The 21,594-nt window shown below is 61.2% G+C and carries 11 protein-coding genes; 5 read left to right on the top strand and 6 right to left on the bottom strand.

Translation table 11 applies throughout. The features are described from left to right. Window positions 1–30: 30 nt before the first annotated feature. Window positions 31–1,377 (top strand): type VI secretion system baseplate subunit TssK, encoded by a 1,347-nt coding sequence (gene tssK / locus CFB45_RS02125; RefSeq protein ID WP_039352024.1) that lies wholly within the window; start codon window positions 31–33, stop codon window positions 1,375–1,377. Beyond that, a complete protein-coding gene (gene icmH, locus CFB45_RS02120; RefSeq protein ID WP_089424354.1) occupies window positions 1,374–2,156 on the top strand; it encodes a type IVB secretion system protein IcmH/DotU in 783 nt (260 codons plus the stop codon). The genes tssK and icmH overlap by 4 nt, the downstream gene beginning before the upstream one ends. 89 nt (window positions 2,157–2,245) lie before the next feature. Here icmH and CFB45_RS02115 read toward each other — a convergent pair whose 3' ends face one another. From CFB45_RS02115 to CFB45_RS02105, 5 genes are all read right to left on the bottom strand, one after another. Further along, complete coding sequence (locus CFB45_RS02115; RefSeq protein ID WP_089424353.1) at window positions 2,246–2,563, bottom strand: DUF7716 domain-containing protein; 318 nt, start codon at window positions 2,561–2,563, stop codon at window positions 2,246–2,248. Between the two features lie 474 nt (window positions 2,564–3,037). Next, the gene (locus tag CFB45_RS38140) at window positions 3,038–3,472 is read right to left on the bottom strand and encodes a hypothetical protein (RefSeq protein WP_144025155.1); all 435 of its coding nucleotides are present in this window, start codon (window positions 3,470–3,472) and stop codon (window positions 3,038–3,040) included. Then, entirely contained in the window at window positions 3,473–3,976 is a 504-nt protein-coding gene (locus CFB45_RS38135) for a hypothetical protein (RefSeq protein ID WP_144025154.1), read from the bottom strand. After that, window positions 3,969–8,606 carry an RHS repeat-associated core domain-containing protein gene (locus CFB45_RS02110; protein ID WP_089424352.1) on the bottom strand — a complete coding sequence of 1,546 codons (4,638 nt, stop codon included), beginning with the start codon at window positions 8,604–8,606 and terminating at the stop codon, window positions 3,969–3,971. The genes CFB45_RS38135 and CFB45_RS02110 overlap by 8 nt, the downstream gene beginning before the upstream one ends. Before the next feature lie 56 nt (window positions 8,607–8,662). Then, a complete protein-coding gene (locus CFB45_RS02105) occupies window positions 8,663–11,842 on the bottom strand; it encodes a type VI secretion system Vgr family protein (RefSeq protein ID WP_089424351.1) in 3,180 nt (1,059 codons plus the stop codon). Window positions 11,843–12,161: 319 nt separating this feature from the next. On the opposite strand from CFB45_RS02105, the gene CFB45_RS02100 reads away from it, so the two are divergent. Next, window positions 12,162–12,962 (top strand): transporter substrate-binding domain-containing protein, encoded by an 801-nt coding sequence (locus CFB45_RS02100; protein WP_089424350.1) that lies wholly within the window; start codon window positions 12,162–12,164, stop codon window positions 12,960–12,962. Window positions 12,963–13,021: 59 nt separating this feature from the next. On the opposite strand, the gene CFB45_RS02095 is transcribed toward CFB45_RS02100, so the two are convergent. Next, window positions 13,022–13,225 carry a hypothetical protein gene (locus CFB45_RS02095; RefSeq protein WP_011350748.1) on the bottom strand — a complete coding sequence of 68 codons (204 nt, stop codon included), beginning with the start codon at window positions 13,223–13,225 and terminating at the stop codon, window positions 13,022–13,024. 513 nt (window positions 13,226–13,738) lie between these two features. Here CFB45_RS02095 and CFB45_RS02090 point away from each other — a divergent pair. Then, on the top strand, window positions 13,739–16,819 hold the full coding sequence (locus CFB45_RS02090; protein ID WP_089424349.1) for a type VI secretion system Vgr family protein: 3,081 nt from the start codon (window positions 13,739–13,741) through the stop codon (window positions 16,817–16,819). A 36-nt stretch (window positions 16,820–16,855) separates the two neighbouring features. Beyond that, window positions 16,856–21,538: an RHS repeat-associated core domain-containing protein gene (locus CFB45_RS02085; protein WP_089424348.1), complete on the top strand. Its 4,683-nt coding sequence runs from the start codon at window positions 16,856–16,858 to the stop codon at window positions 21,536–21,538. Window positions 21,539–21,594 lie beyond the last annotated feature (56 nt).

Genomic DNA, 21,594 nt, shown 5'->3' with positions numbered 1-21,594 from the left:
CATCGCAACGCGACATTAACCGGATTTGACATGAGTTATTCGGCCAAGGTGCTGTGGGGGGAAGGGCTGTTCCTCCGGCCTCAACACTTTCAGCGACAGGACGCGTACCACGAAGCGCGCCTGTTCGAATCGATCCAGGCGATCCAGCCGTACAACTGGGGCGTGCGCTCGGTGCGCATCGACCGCGATGCGCTCGGCAGCAACGTGCTGCGGGTGGCCGAGCTTGCGCTCGTGTTCCCGGACGGCGCGCTGTATGCCGCGCCGCAGGCCGACGACCTGCCGCCGCCGATCGCGCTGGACACGCTGCCTGACGGCATCAACGAATTCGTGTTCTATCTCGCGCTGCACCCGCTGCGCGAGAACGGCACCAACTACAGCGACGATCCGGCCGCCGGCTTCATGACGCGCTTCGTCAGCGAGCAGACGAGCGTCGGCGACAACTTCACCGACGCCGCCGAAGCCGACATCACGTTCCTGAAGACGCAGGTCAAGCTGATCGCGCACAGCGAACCGCGCGACCAGCTGCTGTCGGTGCCGCTCGTGCGCGTGCGCCGCACCGCGACGTCCGGCTTCGAGATCGACGACAGCTTCGTGCCGCCGTGCCTCGCGATCGACGCGTCGCCGATCCTCCACCAGCGGCTGCGCCAGCTCGTCGACGCGCTGCAGGCGAAGGTGAACGCGCTGTACGGCTTCCACCGCGAGCCGTCGAAGAACATCATCGAATTCCGCTCGGGCGACATCGCGTCGTTCTGGCTGCTGCACACCGCGAACGCCGCGTTCGCGACGCTCGCACACCTGCACCAGCATTCGGCGCTGCATCCGGAGCGGCTGTTCCAGGAACTGCTGCGCCTCGCAGGCCAGCTGATGACGTTCTCGAAGGGCTATACGCTCGCCGACCTGCCGGTGTACCGCCACGATGATCCGGGCCCGAGCTTCGCGCGTCTCGACCTGATGCTGCGCGAGCTGCTCGACACCGTGATCTCGACGCGCTACTTCGCGATCACGCTCGACGAGGTGCGCCCGTCGTTCCACCTCGGCCGCCTCGATTCCGGCAAGATCGACGACAAGACCGAGTTCTACCTGGCGGTGTCCGCGGACATGCCGAGCGTCGAGCTCGTCGATGCGGTGCCGGCCCGCTTCAAGGTCGGCGCGCCCGACGACGTCGACAAGCTCGTGCTGTCGGCCATGCCCGGCGTGCGGCTTTCGTACACGCCGCAGGTGCCGCCCGCGATTCCGGTGCGCCCCGGCGCATGCTACTTCGCGCTCGATTCGCGTAGCCCGCTGTACGAGCGCATGCTGCAGGCCCAGTCCGCGATGATCTACGCGCCGACTGGCATCAATGACCTGAAATTCGAACTGATCGCGGTCACATCATGAGCTACGCGCCTTCCCTGTTCGGCGACAACGCGCCGGCCCCGCTGCACACGCCGGCGTCGACCGACGCCTCGTTCCAGGCCCGTTCGCTGCTCGACCTGCTGTACGACGGGTTCTTCATGCTGTTCCTGCTCAAGAACGGGCGGGAGCCGGAGAGCGCGGGCGAGTTCAGCACGCGCATCCAGGAATTCCTGTCGGACTTCGAGCGCGGCGCGAAGAAGCTGAATATCGCGGCTGAAGACGTGTACGGCGCGAAGTTCGCGTTCTGCGCGGCGATCGACGAGATGGTGCTGTCGTCGCAGTTCAAGATCCGCACGGAGTGGGAGCGCCGACCGCTGCAGCTCGTGCTGTTCGGCGAGCAGCTCGCGGGCGAGAAGTTCTTCCAGTATCTCGAGGAATGTCGCGCGCAGGGTGCGGCGCGGCTGCAGTCGCTCGAGGTGTTTCATATGTGCCTGCTGCTCGGGTTCCAGGGGAAGTATCTGCTCGAGGGGCCGGAGAAGCTGGCTTACCTCACCGCGCGGCTGGGCGATGAGATCGCGCATATGAAGGGTAAGCGGGCCGCGTTTGCGCCGCATTGGCCGCTGCCGGATCAGATCGCGCATCGACTCAAGCGTGAAGTGCCGGTTTGGGCGATTGGGGCCGTGTTCGCGCTGGTCGCGCTGCTCGGGTATCTCGGGCTCAACACGTATCTCAAGGACAAGACGCTGCAGGCGCTGGCGCCTTATTCCCAAGTCATCAAGGTCGGGCCAGAGTCGGCTAATTTGACGATTTCGTTGCCTTGAGGGGTGAGCGTCGTTCCGGCGCTGATGCTTCATGAAAAAAGGACCGCTTGGCGGTCCTTTTTTGTTTGTGGCGTGCTCGCGGTGTGACGTCAGAACAGGATGAACGCGTCGTTGTCGACGTAGAACACGAACGCGTCGAACAACTGAGCGAGCGTCGGTTCGTCGATCTGGTCATGCGCGTTGATCACGATGTCCTCGATCGTCGCGCTGTCCAAGGTGATCTGCCAGCCGGGTTGATTCGCGATGGCAGGTACAGCGTCGTCGTCCGCGTCCTTGGAGTCTTCCGAGAACATGCCTTCGGTATCGAGCGTCCACGGCATGGGTGGCAAGTGGAGCCAACCGGCGAAGTCGCCCGGGCGTTCGAGGATGTGTTTCAGAGATGCTTCAGTCACGGAAGTAATCAACATGGGTGGTGCGGTTATAGCTGAGGCAAATGCGTCGGGGCGTGGATCGAGGTGGCGAATCGCCCACTTCTCCGCCTCCGATTACGTAACGGCGCACGCGCGTGGTTACTACCGCGCTCGTGCAGCGAGCCGTGATTATGCCAATTTCGTACCCGTGAGATCCGCACGCCGTTGTTGCCGGTCAAGTCGCTCGCGATCGGACTCCTCGTTTGACGAAGCCAGTGGCACGGGTAATGCGACGGACCGAATGCCCCTAACGAAGCGACCTTATATCGGCTCCCCGAAATACACGAAGTCAAAAGCTTCAATCCAGCATGCGAACTCGTCCGGAGCCACGGCACGCCAATGCCGTGCGGAATCGATGCGCCTGTCGGACGCAAACATGACTACAACTCACAAGCCGCCTCGATGAAAGGAGAAAGAGCAATCCATCTTACCCAAATCGAATTACCCCTCCGAAAAATACGAAATTAAAAACTATTCCCTATAAAATCCGAATGTGTGTATTTCTTCCGTCTCATCGTCGAAATATGCAAAAATATCGACACCATCCTTACTCCAGGCCGCCGAAACAAGCACATTACCATCCTTATCCACGGCATTCGGTTGACCAAGAGCACCACTTAGATCATCGAGCGTCATATCAAACGATATCCCAAATGGCAAATCACCCAAATATGGAGAAAATCCTTGAAGAAATGGGTGATTTCTATGAAACCTGACGCCGGTCAGTTTCTTTACCACCCCGTCCCCCGAGAGCGCAAGCACAACACCCAGCTTTTTAAGATTGATATACTCCCGCCCTTTGTTTTCCTCAACCTCAAATGACGACACTTTACCCAAAAGCCTTTCACCAATGAGCTTTCTATCCTCACCGAGATAGCTCACAATTTCAGCTCCACTGATCTTCATTTACCCTCCGAATAACTTCAGTCGACCAACCGGGTAACTACCATCCCAGCCACACGGCAAATATCCTTGCTGATACGAAGCAAAAATTGCATAGAACAATGAATCCACCTCCCTCTCGCCAGAAGGAAGCATCATTAAAACAGTGAAATCCTGCAAGATCTCATCGACCAGCAGTCGCAATCCCTGAGGATCCAGACGACTCAAGATTTCATCCCCAAGTCTGTCTACGTCGCCACCCCACTTAGCAACATCGAGATCATCTCTGCCGTAGAATTTATTCTGAATTGGCAAGGAGATATTTTCTTTCAATTCGACCCATTCACGCCACCCAAAATCCGAAGCCTCGTCACCTCCCGATCTACCGGAAACACCCTGAAGCAGAGCAACCTTATCATGTAGCACAACGCTCGGAATATTCAAATTAGGCGCAGCCGATGGTTTCATAAAACCATCGGATCGAACAATCATCAAAATATCATTCACACCAATTTTTAGATCAGTCATTTCCCATTCCAAAAAGTGACGTTGTAGCGCCTCGATTCTTATGAATAGGCGTTCCCTGTCGAAGTTTTGCGCGCATTGCCTCTTGAATCGCGACCACCTTTGCACAAGGAGTCAGACCAGGAATCCTCTTTACGGCCTGTATTTCTGCAAGAACCGCTGCCGTATACACCGGATGGTTCCCAGCGTGGACAGACTTCCCAATGTACTTCGAACTTCTCGCAGGAACCAGGGTTTCATGACTCGGCAGGGCAATAAGGTTACTTGCGCTATCCTGATCGTAGCCCTTGCAAATCTCCTTCACCTTATCGGTCAACCCTTGTGGAATAATGTGATGAATCTCAAAACCATTTGGCACGCTTTGACCAGCGGCCTGCTCCCAATTGGCGACATATGACTTCAATCCGCCCGGGTCCGTCCATGCGACAGGATTGGGCGCATAAGCGTACGCGTTCATCCCCCCCGCAAGTCCAATAGGATCACTTGAAATAAATCGCCCGGTATGTGAGTCGTAGTACCGGTGACGGTTGTAGGCAAGCCCCGTTTCGTCATCAATCTGCTGCCCCTGGAATCTCAGGGGATTCTTTGGCGCGATTCCGGCCGCCTTCGACGCCCGCGCAATGACTTCCTGCGCATCCCCCCAGGCCCTATACGACGCCTCCCAGACCACATCTCCCGATTCGTCTGTCATCAACTGTGGCGTACCGATCTGATCACAGTGGTAATAGAACAGCTTAGCGTCAGACTGACGCTCCGGTACCTTCTGCAATATGTCATCCTCTGGCACATATCGATCGGTGCTCTTCAATTCCGGTGTAGCAACGCCAACTACGGGTTCGGCAATATATTGCACCATCGGCACGAACGACCCCGGCTCGTAGATATAGTGAGTACCGCAGGCATCATTGCTTTCATACGCCAGCGTATCGCCATCCCAGCCGAATACTGTCAGTTCGCCGTCCACTTCCTTCGCGATTCGACGCGCGAACGCATCATAAAAATATCGTGCATGGCGCTGTCGCGTCGATTCGGTGACCCGCGCCGTCAGCAAGCGATTGAACTCGTCCCACTCGTATTCCTGCTTTCCAGCCGGAGTGCTTTTGCGAATCAGATTTCCGCGCGCGTCATACTCGAAGTGCATTCCTGCATATGCTTTCAGCAAATTCCCAAGCACCTTGGGTACCTCGGCGGGCAACGTACTGTCCGGTTGAACCGGGCTCGACCGCAACGGCGCCGCCGTCTGCTTGGAATGGTCCATGATGTTGCTCGCCGGATCGAATACGAAGCGCTCGTTCGCGACCGGGCTGATCGCCTCCATCAAGCGTCCGACTGGGTCGTACCGGTAATCGATTCCGCCCTTACGGCTGTCTTCTATTCGCGACAGTTGCCCCGCGGCATCGTAACGATACCGCCGCTCGGATAGCGACGCAGGCGAAGTCGCCTTCTGAATCCTCTGCAGCGACACGCGCCCCGCGGAGTCATACACTGTGCGCTGCCCGATCTTGCTCGGCAACATTCGGAGCGTTTCACGATGCAAGTCATCCCGCTCGATCTGGATCCGCTCCTCACTGTCGAACAGCATTCCGTGCATGTGCCCCGTGCCATACATCAGCCAGTCGATTGCATGTCCATCCGGACGAACAGTTCGCCGGCGATTGCCCAGCTCGTCGTATTCGTAATGCCAAACGTAGCTGCGCCGTGCACCAAGCAGGTTATATGCATGATGCTCTCGCACAATATTGCCTACAGGATCAAAAAAGCGCTGCAAGCGACTATGTCGATTTGATGCCTCGATCAGTCGACCACTCTGGTCATAGGCAAAACGCTCCTCACTTTCTCCTGCGACGCGCCTTAGCAAGCGATCGCTTGCGTCGATGTCTATCGAGGTCACACACCCCGCTTCATTTATCGCGACGAGACTACCGCTCGTCTGTTCGTATTCGTAGCGTGTCGATTTCCCGTCGAAGCCTATTTCCTCTATCAGCCGCCCCGCCGAATCGTAGTTAAACTGATATGTCGCAAAATTCGCATCAGCCAATGCGCTCAAACGGCCGAGACGGTCATATCGATATGTAATAGTCTGACCGAGCGCGTCCGCACGGCTCGCGACTCGACCGACTGCGTCGTAGCTGTATCGTATCGAGCGATTGAGCTGATCTGTATGGCGCAGCAACCGACCTTCGGCATCGTAATGTAACTGCTCGACCCCGGATGGTGAGCGCACTTCGGCGGGCTGCCCGTTCGCCCCATACCGATAGGTGGTCACTCCACCCATGGCGTCCTTTGCTTCGACTACGCGACCAATATTGTCGTATCGCCACTCACTCTTTTTTCCAGAGCAATCCGTGTAGCTTATCGGCTGACCAGCACGGTTGTATTCGAGCGACTTCGTGCCTCCCTTTGCATCAACGATCTGGACAGGTAGCCCGTTGTTCCCGTAGCTGTATTTCGTCGAACGCTTGAGCGGATCAATTTCCTCTACAAGATTTCCGACATCATCATACTTACGCTGCCATGCATGCCCATTCGGGTCAACCAACCCGACCATCTGATTTTTATCGTCGTAGGTCATCCCGACGACGCTTCCATCGGGACGTTGATGACGAGTCAGGTTTCCGCCGGCGTCATAGCGCATCTGCTCAACGCTTCCATTGGGCAGAATGTGCATCGTGAGATTATTGTTCTCATCTCGCCGAAACCATTCCTCGGTCAAGTCGGGATATACGATTCGGTACACGTAACCGTTGATGTTGTAGTAGTACCTGGTTACATGACCCAGCGCATCAGTGACGTAAGTTAAACGAATATTCGGATTCCATGCGAGACGGATATCGAGACTTCCGTCGTCGGCATACTCGCGCACACACTTCTCACTGCCGTTGTGTTCGGCAATGTCCCACTCGAGGTTCATCCCGCGTCCGGTACGATCTGTATAGCGAGTGATAAGGTGATGTTTGTACTGATAGTTCCACGCATTGCCATAGCGATCAACTGCCCGTACAAGATCACCCTCGGCACTATATTCATAGCGTGCAAGTGCGCGACGTTCATCGGCACTCAATACTTGCTCGACAAGTACAATTCGACCTTGTCTGTCATGTTCGAACGACAGCACGTTACTGCTTGCATCGATCAGCCGTGTCAGCCGGCCAAGGTCATCGTAATCGAGAGTAATCGTATTGCCTATACGATCCTTTTGCATCGCGAGTCTGAATACATCACCATGAAGCTCATAGATGTACAACGCGTCATGTCCATATGCGATCGTGACCCACGTTTCATCAAGACGTGACAGCGTTAGATTTTCGGCAAGATCATCATATGCTTCGCCAACAGCCAACATCCGGTATTCGATGCTGCGTCCACCCGCATCGCTATATATCCACTGGTCGTCTTTGATAGCAATGCGCGTGGTGTATGGTGTCAGCCAGCGCGCACCAAGTTGACCGTCATCATAAGTGGACAACCGTGAGCGGTATGTTCTTGACCAGACGACCGGCGTCGTTCCGGGCAATTCAAAATCAGTGTGCGTAAAGGTCTCGTCACCGAATGCGAAGTCGATTGATGCCCCTGACGCACCGACCTGACATCCCTTGCAAGCACTTCGGCCCGCTCCTTTCGCCGGCGCTTGCTGCCCAGTCATCCCCAGCGGTTCCTGAGGACGATCAGCCTGCGCTCTCCCCTTGCCGCCGGGCGGCACATCCGCAGTCTTCTCATGAAGTTTCCCGCGCGCGCGCACCCGCGCCACGGCTTCGATCAACTGCGCGATCAACCACAGCATCTTGCCTTCTTCGCTGCCGTTCAGATCGCGGATCGCCTTAGCGACTTTCGGTGCCTCGGTCTTCAGGAATGCGACGATATCGCGGAACGGCTGCAGCCACGAATCCGGCGCGAGCTTTGCGGCCATCCCTGCCGTCGCGTTCCCGGCGTCCTTGCCGAGTGCAATCGAACCTTCGTAGCCGTACTCAAAAGCATCGACCACCAGCATCGGGTTGTACCAGGATCGCTTGCCCATCTTCTGCGCGATCTGCGTAGTACGTCGCACATTGGCGCTACTGTCGAAGATTTTCCCCTTGAGGGCGAGCTCCAGTCCGTCCGCAATACCGACCATCAATTCCTGCGCCTTGTGCGCGCAGTCGTTCAGCAGTTCAACAAGAACGTCCTGCAGGGTCTTCAGGAAGTTTTCGATTTCAGTCGCAGCCGCCGCATTGACATGTGTGACGAGCACCGAGATAAGCGCCGCCCCGAGGTTGCCGCGCGTCACCAGCAACTGATTGCGCACGAGCCCGAGCAATGGCCGCGCCGACAATCGAAACGATGCCAGCGGCGGCGGAACCGGAATGACCCCGATCAGGTTGATCGCAAGCCCAAGGTAATCGAGCAGATTCGCGTGGCGCTTCTGGACGATCGTCACGATGTCGCAAACCGCGTCGTAAAACGCCATCAGGTTGCCGATGATCGGCACCGCACTTGCAACGGTCTTGAGATCCTCGAACGAAATGTGATTGCCGCTGATTTCGAGCAACCACTTATTGAAACGGTCGCCGCCCGCCGCCACATCTTTCGGTGAAATATCGCTGAGCCAGGAAACGGCCTGTTCCTTCTCGGCGCCCGGTGGAAGTTGTTGTGCCATGTCGTTGTTCTTTCAAATCGCAATTTGTTGTTTTAGACGGCTGACGTGCCGCCCTCTCAGGATTTCAGCGGCCCGCCGAACCCGCTCGTCGGCAGCTTCATGCCGGTGGCACCTGCAGCCGATGTCACTGTCGTAGCACCCTTGCCGGCGATCCCGGCAACACCCGGCAGAGCGCCCTGCAGCGCCCCGGATGCCGCATTCGCTACCGGCGCGGCCAGCGCCGCGAGGCCGCCCTGCCGCGCCGCCTGCACCATTCCGGCCACTTGCTTCGCGGCGTCGCCCAGGCTCGAAGCCGTCTGCAAAGCAGACACCGCGCCTGCCCCGCCCAACGCACTCGCTGCGGCCGGCAATGCGGAGCTCGCAAGGCTGCCCAACGCAGCACCTGCTCCCCCGCCACTCGCGAGCCCCATCGCAGCCTTTGCCGCTGCAGGCGCCATCCCCTGCAACTGGCTGGCCAGTTGCCCCGTCGCCGTGGCCTGCGCTGCCTGCTGCGACGGCTCAACAGGCTCGACTGGCCACTGGGCCTGCTTAAAGTAATTCGCCGGTTGTGCCGACTCGCGCGGATCCTTCCCGAACTCGACGCGCACCGCGCCCGGCGGCAGCCCGCTCACGACCGTATACCCGCCGTTGTCGAGCGCGCCCTTCTTGAGCACGGCGCCGTTCACGTCTTTCACCGTGAACAACCCACCCTTGACCGCCTCGCCGTTCACATACTTGTGGAACAACTCCAGTTGCCCCGGCTGATCCGGCCGCGGGCTCGGCAGCGGATACCCCATGCTCGCCGGCCCCGCGAACGTATGCGACGCACCCTTCACATCCACCGCGCCCGGCGTATGAATCTCGATGTTCCCGCCTTGAATGCGGATATACCCGCCACCGCTCGTCAGCAGAATCCCCTGATCGGCCGCGATCTCGATCCGGTCCGTCGCCGACACCACCTTCACCGCCTTCTGCGCGGTCACCTCGATGTTGTCCGACTGCGCCTGGATCTCCACCTTGCCCTTGCCCGCGAACAGCTTCATCCCCGCGTTCTGCACGAACAGGCTCAGCTTCTGCCCGATGCTCCCGATCAGCGACTTGCCTGCGGCCACGTGCACGCTCTGCCCGCTCGCCACGTTCACGTGATCGTTCGCGACCATGTGCACCGACTGCTGCGTCGACATCCCGATCCCCGACGGGCTGCCGAACAGCATCACCGGCTCCTTGAACGCGTTCGCGTTACCCGTGCCGCCGCCTGCCGTACGCCCGCCCGACGCGCTACCCGATGCGCTGTCCTGCGTCGCATCCGTGAACGCGCGCATCGTGTCCTGCGCGTCCTTCAGGCTTTCCGCCTGATGCTGCTCGCTCACGCCCGACATCGCCTCGACGAGGCTCTCGCCCGTCACGAGCTGCTGCTGCGCTTCCTTCACGTCGAGCGGCTGGCTGTTCGCTGCCTTCGGGTGCGTCGTCACGTACAGGCCCTGGCTCGCCCGCACCGCGCCATACGCATCCGAGCGCAGGTCGAAGCCGCTGCCGAGATACGATCCGCGCGAATTGCCGCTCTGGTCGATGATGTAGCCCAGGTGCAGCAGGCTGTTCGCGCTGCTGCTCATCAGCTGCACGCGGTTCTGCCCGGTCGCGTCGTCCATCACGAGCTGGTTGTAGCCGCCGCCCGAATACTCCTTCGACCGATACCCGGACAGGATCCCGTCGGTATGCCATTGCGGCTGGTTCGCGCCGTTGTACACGCGCCCGACCGCGAGCGGCCGGTCGCAGTCGCCGCCGACGTAGTCGATCAGCACTTCCTCGCCGATGCGCGGCACATGCACGCCGCCGTAGCCGCCGCCCGTATCCGACTGCACGACGCGCACCCAGCACGACGCGTTCTCGTTGCCCGGATTCAAGCGGTCCCACACGAACTGCACGCGAATCCGGTTCAACTCGTCGGTATAGACTTCCTCGCCCTGCGGCCCGACGACGATCGCCGTCTCGAGATGCATGTCCGGCTTGTGATGTTCGAACGGGCTGCGATACGGCACGCTCACGCGCTGCGCTTCGACTTCGACGAGATAGAAACCGGCCGATCCGTCGTCGTGCTGCACGCGAAACGCGGGATCGGTACCGTAGTTGTCCTGTGCCTGCGTCAACGCTTCGCGCAGGCTGTACGGAAAGTCCGCGCTGTCGCTCGCGACGGGCAGATTGTTCTCGATCCACCACGCCACCTCGATCGCGGCGAATTCGCGTTGATCGGCGGGATCACGATCGTGCTCGGGATGATCGGCCAGCGTGAAACGCCGGCCGGCATCGATCGCGCGCACCCCGCCCGCGGCATGGAAGCGCTTCGCCCGTGACTCCCACTCTTCCATCTTGACCTTCGTCAGATGGTCGCCGCGCGTCTGGTCGAGATACGTGTAAGCGCCCGTGTACTCGTAGACTTCGAGTTGATCCGGCAACTCGCCCTGGCCACCCATCGTCGGCAACGACGTGCCTTTCGGGTTCGACGGCTGCGAAGGATTCTTGTAGTCGAACGTGCGCGTCGTACGCGTGACGCTCTGCAGCGTGCGCGTGCCCGACCATTGCGTGAACGCGTCGGGTTCGCTGGCAGCGTCGCCGCGATAAAAGCGCACGGTTTCCGGCGACAGCGGCGCGAACGCCTGCAGGTTGTCGGTGATCACGAGCGTGTGCGACTTGCCGTCGTCGGCCTGTTGCCATGCGCAGTAGAGTCCCTCGTTCTCCATCAGCCGATGCACGAAATGCCAGTCGGTGTCGTGCTGGCGCGTGTACGACCGGTTCGGCAGCGGCTTCGACAGCGCGAAGCGGAAATGCCCCTGCGCCTGCGGATGCTGGTTCAGCACGTCGCTGATGATCTGGTCGACGGTCGTGTCGTTCCAGAGCCGCTGATCGCGACGGAACTTCAGGAAGTGGGTGAAATCGGCGAACGCGAGCTGATAGGTCGTGAGCCCACCGTCGGCACCCAGCCGGCGCGCGGTATGCACGTAGCCGTTGATCGGCCGGTAGCCGAGATCGCCCTGCTGGATCCACAACGTGACGGGCTGTGCGATCAGCTTTTTAAGTTCCACATCGCTGTCGGTCGACAGCACGTCGAGCGTGAACTCGTATGCGCGCCCGATACGTGAGCGACCGACTGCCCGCTGAACGGTCAGGACGTTGGCCCCCAATGGCGTATCGAGCTTCAGCAACCGGTCCTGCTGAAGCAATCCGCCGCGCAACGCGGCGATTGTGTTCTGCATGTTCATGAACGGCCTTTTTCTTTTGACACGCCCTCGGATGGCGCGAGCATTCGATTTTGCTCGCGCGATTTTACAGACAAAACCTCGCACGCCCTCAAATCTGACCTGCTTTAAACGAGCAGAATCCGCTCAGCCCGCATGCACGCTGGCGGACGGTAATCACGCCCGCCGTCCCGCACATCGATGAAATCGATTGCAATCAGGGCCAATTCGACTTCCGGCGCGGCCCGGTTGCGAGTAGTGTCTACGTGCCCGTCTTGCGGCCCGCCGCGCCCACCCGGCGCCGGCGCTCACCCCACACCACGCTGACCACTGGAGATCTGCGATGAAACGTTCGAAGTTCCTGCTGTCGGGCCTGCTGCTCGCGTCGGCCCTCGGCTTCACGGCCGTTGCCGCGCACGCGGACGACCTGCTCGATTCAGTGAAGAAAGCCGGCGTGCTGCGCGTCGGCCTCGAAGGCACGTATCCGCCGTTCAACTCGCGCGGCACGTCGGGGCAACTCGAAGGTTTCGACGTCGACGTCGCGAACGCGGTCGCCGGCAAGCTCGGCGTGAAGACGCAGTTCGTCCCGACCGAATGGAGCGGCATCATCGCGGGCCTGCAGGCCGGCAAGTTCGACGTGATCGTCAACCAGGTCACGATCACGCCGCAGCGCAAGGAAGCGCTCGACTTCAGCCAGCCGTACACGTACTCGGCCGCCCAACTGATCCAGCGCAAGGACGACTCGCGCAACTTCAAGTCGCTCGACGACTTCAAGGGCAAGAAGCTCGGCGTGACGCTCGGCACCAACTATGACCAGATGGCGCGCACCGTGCCGGGCATCGAGGTGCAGACGTATCCCGGCGCGCCGGAGAAACTGCGCGACCTCGCCGCGGGCCGGATCGAGGCGACGCTCGACGACCGCCTGATGCTGCCGTACATGATCAAGACGTCGAACCTGCCGCTGCGCGCGGGCGCGGTGCTGAACGGCGGCAAGCAGGAAATGGCGATCCCGTTCCGCAAGGGCAATCCGAAGTTCGAGAAAGCGATCAACGACGCGCTCGATTCGCTGCACAAGGACGGCACGCTGAAGAAGATCTCGATGCACTGGTTCGGCAGCGACGTGACCGTGCCGGTCGCGCAGTAAGCGGCCCGGCGCTTCAACGCGTCACGCCCTTCGTCTCGACGAAGGCGTGACGCTTCCCCTCAAGCCGCTTCGTCGAAGCGCGCCAGCAGCATCTGGCCGATCGGTGTCAGTGCCGGGCGCGCGGCCACGGCATTCATGCGTACCTGCGTATCGTCGACCAGCCGCTTCTCGACCAGCACGGCGAAGGCCGGATTCGACGGATCGACGCTGTCCGGCGCACGCGCGACGCGCAACAGCATCGAGAATTCATGCGGACTCAGCATGGTCCCTGTCTCCTGATCGTCCGCGGTCCGGTTCGAACCGTCGTCGATCGTATCTTCGAATGAAATGGCGCGATGCATGACCGCTGCGCCGTCGGGAGCGAGATCCCGGTCGGCCCCCACCTGCGACGCTGGCACGTCGTCGCGAGCGGGTTGCGCACGTTCCCGGTCCGGCAGTGCCGCCGCGACGGGAACGTGCAACGTTATGGTCGCCTCATGACGCGACCGTGACAGAGAAACGGGGCGCGCCACACACCGCTTTCGGTTCGATGCCGCCACGATCGACGAAGACGGACCGTATCGCCTGTCAGGCCATCAGTTGCCCGCTCGCCGGGCGTTTCGAACCCTTCATCGCGGATCGACCGAATACGTGTGTTGCATGCCGTGGTCCGAGAAAACTCAGGCCGGAGCAGCGCCAGCATTTCGCTAAAGCACCTCACGGCAACCGATGTAAAATCGCGCGGGCATTCCTCAGACGCTATCCGAGAGCGCTGCAAATATAACGAAAGGCTTACGATGAACGTGCAGAACCTTGCTGCCGCGCTACGTGGCGGCCTGATTCAGCAGGACCGGCTGTTGAAGCTTGATACACCGCTTGGTGCAAACGCGCTGACGGTACTCCGGGCCGTCGGCCGATCGACAATCGGTCGCGACTATGCTTTCACGCTGGACGTGGTATCGCCCGATAACGCCATCGAGCTGAAAAAGCTCATCGCGCAACCCGTCACGCTCTGGCTTTCGCAGGTAAACGGGCAGTATCGCCCCATCCATGGCTATATCTACACGGCACGCCAGCTGGGCGTGGATGGCGGGCTGACGACGTATCAGATCACGCTGCAAGCATGGATGCACGTGCTGAAATTCCGCCGCGATCAGAAGATCTGGATCGATAAGACGGCCGACGACATCGTATCCGACGTGCTGAACCAACACCCGGAAGCGCGCGGCCGGTTTCGGTTCGCACTGTCGCAAACGCTGCCGAACCGGTCGTACACCCGGCAGAGCGAAACTGACTGGCATTTCGTGCACCGCCTGCTTGAGAGCGAAGGCCTGTTCGGTTACTGGGAACAGGCCGACGACGGACAATCGCACACGCTCGTGATCACCGACAGGCTGGCAGCATGTCCGGAGCTGTCGCCAACGACGGTTTCGTTTTACCGAGGCGGAACCCGCATCGAAGCAGACGGGTTGACGCAATGGTCGGGTACGCGCACGCTGCAGAGCGTCACGCACACGACACGCACGTTCGACTACAAGAATCCTTCGCAACCGTCGAACCCGAAAGGCACGACACTGCCGACGATGGGCGGACAGGGTGAGTTGCCCGATCAGCTCGAGATCTACGAGTACACCGGCGCGTACACCTTCCAGCAACAGCAGCATGGCGACCGGCTTTCCCACATCCGCATGGAAGAATGGGAATCGCGCGCCAAACGGTTCCACGGCGTCGGGGGCGCGCGAGCCATCGATGCCGGGCGGCGTTTCGTGCTGTCGGGTCATCCCGTGCATGATCGCGACCCGGCGGACCAACGCGAATTCGCGACGATTTCGGTGACGTGGTGGATCGAAAACAACCTGCCTGCCACTCGCATGCGGGACTTTCCGCACAGTCTGCACCGCGACATCGACAAGGCCCGGACGAACCGGTCGGGCAACACGCCGACCACCCCGTCGCACGATGACGATTCGGCCGGCTTCTATCTCGTCGAAGTCGAGGCGCAACGCGTGAGCGTGCCGTATCGCAGCCCGTTCGAGCATCACAAGCCGGACATGCACCTCGAGACGGCGATCGTCGTCGGGCCGCAGGGCGAGGAAGTCTATACCGACGAGTTGAACCGGATTCGCGTGCAGTTCGTGTGGGACCGCTTGAATCCGGGCAACGAGAACGCGTCGTGCTGGGTGCGCGTCGTGCAGTCGGATACGGGCGGCGGCTACGGCGGCGTGCATGTGCCGCGCATCGGCGAGGAAGTGCTGATCGACTACGTCGGCGGCGACTGCGACCGGCCGCTCGCGGTCGGGCGCGTGTACAACGGCGCGAACCAGCCGCAATGGCATACCGACGGGATCCTGTCCGGGTATCGGTCGAAGGAGTATTCGGGCGGCGGCTACAACCAGCTCGTGATGGACGACGCGACCGGGCAGAACCGCGTGCAGCTGATGAGCAGCAGCGCGAACAGCCTGCTGCACCTGGGCTACATCATCGACCAGAGCGGCAATTCGCGCGGATCGTATCTCGGCAGCGGCTTCGACCTGCGCTCGGATGCGTATGGCGCGGTGCGGGCGAGCCAGGGCCTGTACGTGACGACGCACCCGAAGGCAGCGAACAGCCAGCCGCTCGACGTGAAGGAAGCGCAGCAGCAGCTCGTGACGGGCGAGAGCCTCGTCGAGGCGATGTCGGGCGTGAGCGAGCAGCATCAGGCGGAAAGCCTGAAGGACGCGCAGGACACGATGCGCGCGTTCACGGATGCGACGCAGGACAGCGCATCGGGTAGCGCGTCGGGCGGGCGTACGGCAGGCGGCGGCACGGGTAACGCGAACGCGTTCAAGGAGCCGGTGATGCTGTTCGGCAGCCCGTCGGGGATCGGGATGTCGACGCAGCAGTCGGTGCACATGGTCGCGAACGATCACGTGAACGTGGCGAGCGGGCAGAGCGTGCACGTGGCCGCAGGCAAGTCGCTGATCGGGAGCATCGGGCAGAAGCTGAGCCTGTTCGTGCAGAACGCGGGGATGAAGCTGTTCGCGGGCAAGGGCAAGGTGGAGATCCAGGCGCAGTCGGACAACATCGAGGTGACCGCGCAGAAGGCGGTGAAGGTGGTGTCGGCGACGGACCGGATCGAGATCGCGGCCGATCAGGGGATTCTGCTGACGAGCGGCGGAGCATACATCCGGATCAAGGATGGCAACGTCGAGGTTCATGCGCCCGGGAAAATCGATATCAAGGGTGCGTCGCATACGTTCGCGGGGCCGGCGAGCATGGGGTATCCGTTGCCGAGCCCGCGGCCGGATCAGCCGGGGCAGTTGGAGTTGCTGCATCGTTACGCCAACGGCCAACCAGTGAAAGGCGGCACGTTCTCCGTATTCGACGCAAGCGGCGGCTTGCTCAGGAGCGGCGCGCTCGACAACAGCGGTCACATGGTCGTGAGTGGACTGCCAGCCGGTGCGGCTCAAGTGAAGTTCGGCCATGATCCGCGCGATCAGGGCCAGGATGCCAGCCTCTTCCCCGTTGAACGCTGGCCAGCGCAACCGCAGCAGAATGGCGCCGCCGACGCGACGATTGCCAAAGATCAACTGGGCGGCTTGCTGCCCGCGGCAGCAAGTGCAGCCGGTGCCAGCGCGTTGACGAATGCAGCCGGTCTCGCGAACGCCGCCGGCCCATTGGCGGGAATCGCCGGCCAGGCCATGCAGGGCGCCCCCGCCCTGGCCAGCGCTATCGCCAGCCAGGCCTCCGGTATCGCGCAGCAGGCCATCGTCGGGCAACTGCCGGCCGCCGCGCAAGCCGCGTTGTCACAGGCGAGCCAGCTCACCGCAACCGCCAGGCAGCTCAGCAGTCTGGCGCAGACGGCGCGCAACGCAGCCCCCGTGCTCAAACTGACGTAAGCACCGTCTCGTCCAACTCCTTCGGAAAAAAACATCATGGCCGATTCGGGCGCCCTTCTTCCCAAGCCGACCGACGTTTTCGTGTCGCCGCTCAACAGAATCCAACCCATTGACGTCGATGCATCGATCAAGGTGATCGATGCATGGCTGGTCAACATCAGTGGCGGACTGGTCAATGCCGAACGCCTTAAGATGGTGGCATCCGGCATACCGATTCTCGCCAACATCTTTGCCGCGGTCGACGTCGTGCTCGATATCAAGGCGATGATCGAGCATGGCAGCAAACCTGTCGACGTATTCGACTGGACCAATCTCGGACTGGATCTGATCGGCGTCGTGCCGTTGCCACCCGGCACCGCGGAAATACGGGTTGCCGCCCGGCCGCTGCTGAAGATCATTCGCCAGGAAGTCGCGAAAAGCGGCAAGGCCGTGCTGGAATCATCCGCGTACATGTTGCGGGACGCCGTGATCGGCGCGATCGCGACGAGCCTGAACGAACGCTTCGCCGGCGAGATCGAGAACTTCATCAAGCACCTGAAAGCGGGGCTCTCGGATCTGCTCCACAAATGCGCGGAATACATCGGCAAATTGATGACCGCTTTTGCCGATCTCTTCGCTCAGGCCGCCGGCGAAAAAGGCTTCGAGGTGGACGGCAACCTGCGAGCAGCCGAGCGCCACGCAAAGGACATCAAGGCCGGATTCACGTCGTACGACGCGAAGAAGGTGTTCCATGGTGCAGGCCAGTTCATCGTCGACTTCGCGAAGATCGAAGTAAAGGGCGTCGCCAACGTCGCGACCAAAACCGCCAAATTCATCGATCCGGCCGCCAGCAAGGATCTGCTGAAGATCTCGAACGAGCTGCGGGCAAAAATCCCGGCCACGATGAAGTATGTTCGCAGCCTCGACGGCAACGAGATCGGCAAGATCGGCTGGTTGATCGAGGTCGGCGAACAGGGCGTCATGCGCTGGCGTCAGGTCAATCCGAAGAAGCACATGACGGGCATCCCGTCCCGCGGACAGGCCCGTGTCGTGGCACAGCGACCGCAAGCCCGCAACGAAGTCATGAATCACTCGGCACCGGCGGAGCATCCCGGTGCCGGCGACTGCAAGCGCGGGTGCCCCGTGCCGACGACACCGGAGCGCAGCGTGGGCTCGATTGGATTCGCGCTCGGCGATGAACGGATCGAGCATGACGATTTCGTGCTCGATGGCCCGTTATCGATCACCTGGCAACGGACCTACCGGTCTTTCTTCGACGCCTACGACGAGCGGGGCGAACTCGGTGCGCGCTGGATCACGCCCTACACATCGCGCTTCGACATTCACGCCACGAAGCTCGTCTACCACGGCGCCGACGGCCGGAGTCTCGATTACCCGCTGCTGGCCCCGGGTGAGGCGAAGGACGACCTCGCCGAAAGCCTCACCCTGCTTCGCGTCGACGACCAATGGCTGACACTCACGCGCGGCCCCGAACTCGTCGAAGTGTACGAAAGGCACGGCGACAGGTTCCGACTCGCATTCGTCAAGGACCTGACCGGCAATCAGCTCACGCTCGACTACGATGCACCGGGACGCCTGTCCCGAATCATTGCGCCGCATGCCCTCGTCGCATTCCGGCATGACGCACACGGCCGCATCGTGGAGATCGTCCACCACGACGCAGACGGCGTGCGACTGGGCACGCTGGCGACGTACACGTACGACCGGGAAGGCGACCTCGTCGCGGCCGCCGATCGCTACGGCAATACCCGCTCGTATCGCTACGCCAATCATCTGGTTACGTACTATACGGATCGAACCGGACGCGGCATGCATCTCGAATGGGACGGATCGGGACCCAAGGCGAAATGCATCCGCGAGCGGGCGGACGACGGAAGCCACGCGGTCTCGCTTGCCTGGCACCCCGACTTCCGGATGGTGTCCGTCACCGATGCGCTCGGCAACGTGTCGCGCCATTACTACGACATCAAGGGCTACACGTTCCGGGTCATTCACCCCGACGGCAGCGAGGAATGGCTGTATCGCGACGAGCATGACAACCTGACGCAATACATCCATCGCGACGGCAGCGTCGAGCACATGCGTTACGACGCACGCGGCAATCTCGTCGAGCACGTGCGGGCGGACGGCAGCACGATCGCCATGACCTATGACGACGACATGCGTCTCGTCGGCGTAACCGATCCGCACGGCCATGTCTGGAAACAGGAGCACGATGCGGCCGGACAGGTCGCCGCTCGCATCGATCCGCTCGGTCACCGAACCGAATACAGCTACGACGGGCAAGGTAACGTCACGGCAATCAAGGATGCGAAGGGTGGCGTCGTTTCGCTCACCTACGACACCGCGGGTCGCCTGACGTCCCGGACGGACTGTTCCGGCAAATCCACCGCGTTGACCTACGACGCCGACGGACGGCTGGCCTCCGAGCAGGATGCGTCAGGCGCCGTGACGACATTTGCTTATGGCGAAAACGGCCGACCGATCGAGATCAGGACGCCAGCGGGAATCGAGCGCGTCAGCTACGACGCCGAAGGACGGTTGCTTGCTCATGTCGATCCCCTGAACAACGCGACTCGTTTCGACTATGACGCCGCAGGCCGGATCGTGCGTCGGACCGATCCATTGGGGCACGCGACTACGTACCGCTATGACGGACTGGGTCACGTCACTGCCGTGGTCAACGCGCAATCCGCAACGTACGGTTTCGAGTACGACGCGCTGGGCCGGATCGTTCGGGAAACGGGATTCGACGGACGAACGATCCGTTACACGTACGGAGAAACGGACGGCCTGCTGCAGTCTATCGACGATGCCGGGCAAGTCGTGACGCTCGAACACGATCGCGCCGGCCGGCCGAATGCCCGCGCGGCCGGCGACGATTCCGAGCGCTTCGTCTTCGATGCGAGCGGCAGATGGATCGACGCAACCAACCGCCATAGCCGCGTGCAGCGCTTCTTTGATCCGGTCGGCAATCTGGTTCGCGAGCACCATGCGTACACGTTGTTCGGCGAAGCGCGCAGTTACGTGTGGCATCACGAATATGACGAGCTGGGCAACCGCGTACGGACCATTCGCCCGGACGGTCATTCGATCGACTGGCTCACCTATGGATCGGGACACGTGCACGGGATGCTGCTCGACGGCAAGGAGCACTTGCAGTTCGAGCGCGACGACCTGCATCGCGAAACGGTACGCACGCTGTCGAGCCGCGTCAGTCAATTCACTGCATTTGATCCGGCCGGCCGACTGGCCCGACGATCGGTGCAGCGCAACCAGGCACCGGCCCCGTTCGCCGCCCGCAGCTATCGCTACGACGCCGCGGGTCAGGCGGTCGAGATCGAGGACAGCCTCAAGGGCATCATCGGCTATCGTTACGATCCGGCCGGACGCCTTGTCGAATCATCCGGGCCGGCCGGTTCGGAGCGCTTCGCGTTCGACGCGGCCGGAAATTTCGCCAATCCGGATCGGTCGGCCACGCCCCGCCCGTCGCCAGGTGCCAGCCCCGTACGGCCGGACAACACGCTACCGGCGAACGTACCGCGTGCGCTGGGCAATCTGCTGACCGAGTACGCCGGCACACGCTTCGCGTACGACCCACGCGGCAACCTCGTTCATGCCCGCTCACCGAGCGGTGAACGGCACTATGAATGGGACGCGTTCGGCCGCCTGACGGCGGCCCGCATCTCGACTCAGAACCGTCAGAGCCACGCGCGTTACTACTACGATGCACTGGGACGCCGGATCGCGAAGGAAGTCGACGGCGAACGCGTCATATTCGGCTGGGAAGGCGACCAGCTCGCCTACGAGACCGACGGCAATCGCAGCACGCACTACGTGTACGAACCGGGGACGTCAGTGCCAGTCGTCCAGTTCCTCTCCGGCTCGGGCATCGGCATGCCCACGCCGACGCACGACGATACCAATCGATACGCGCCGGAAAGCGACGCGCTGCAGCGTCATCCTCGCCGTCAAGGCGACGCCAGCGTGTTTTACTATCACTGCGACCAGATCGGCACACCGTTGATGCTCACGGACGAAGCCGGCGAAGTGGTGTGGGAGGCTTCCTATCGAGCCTGGGGCCATGCACAGGAAGTCATTGCGCGGGCATCACGGGCTGCCGGTGCGACGCCCCGCAACCCGCTGCGATTCCAGGGCCAGCAGTTCGACGACGAAACCGGGCTGCATTACAACCGCCTCCGGTACTATGATCCGCAACTCGGGCGCTTCATCAGCGAAGACCCGATCGCACTGCACGGCGGTGTGAATACGTACCAGTACGCGCCCAATCCTGTCGCCTACATCGACCCGCTCGGGCTGGCGAGAGGCAAATGCGTGATCTACTGGTACAACCATATCGGTGGTCGGACCGGGCATTACACCGTCAAGACCCTATCCGGCACCGGCAACGTGCATACCGAACAGGATATTAATGGTGACAAGACCTGGATCATACGCGTCAGTAGCCTCGCGCCAGGCGAACCTGTCAACAGCGCTACCTTCGATATACCGGACGTCGGCGCGGCACAGAAATTCCAGCGCGACAAGATACGTGCAGGTAGCGCGAAGACATCAGATGGCGCCTATGACGTGTTGAACAATAGTTGCATGACGCACGTAATGGACGTGCTCAGCGCCGGGGGAGCCGACGTTCCGACGCGGGGCAAGGCTGCGTGGGTATTCCTCAACCGACAGGGCGTCGGTCCGCGTGGGAAATAACCGATGACGAGGTAACGACAGATGAGGTCTCCAACGTTGTGCGCCAGGCACGGCGT

The organism is Burkholderia sp. HI2500 (genome assembly GCF_002223055.1).
Taxonomy (GTDB): domain Bacteria; phylum Pseudomonadota; class Gammaproteobacteria; order Burkholderiales; family Burkholderiaceae; genus Burkholderia.
The sequence above is the reverse complement of the archived record's forward strand: the minus strand, read 5'-3'. Positions and strand labels throughout refer to the sequence as shown.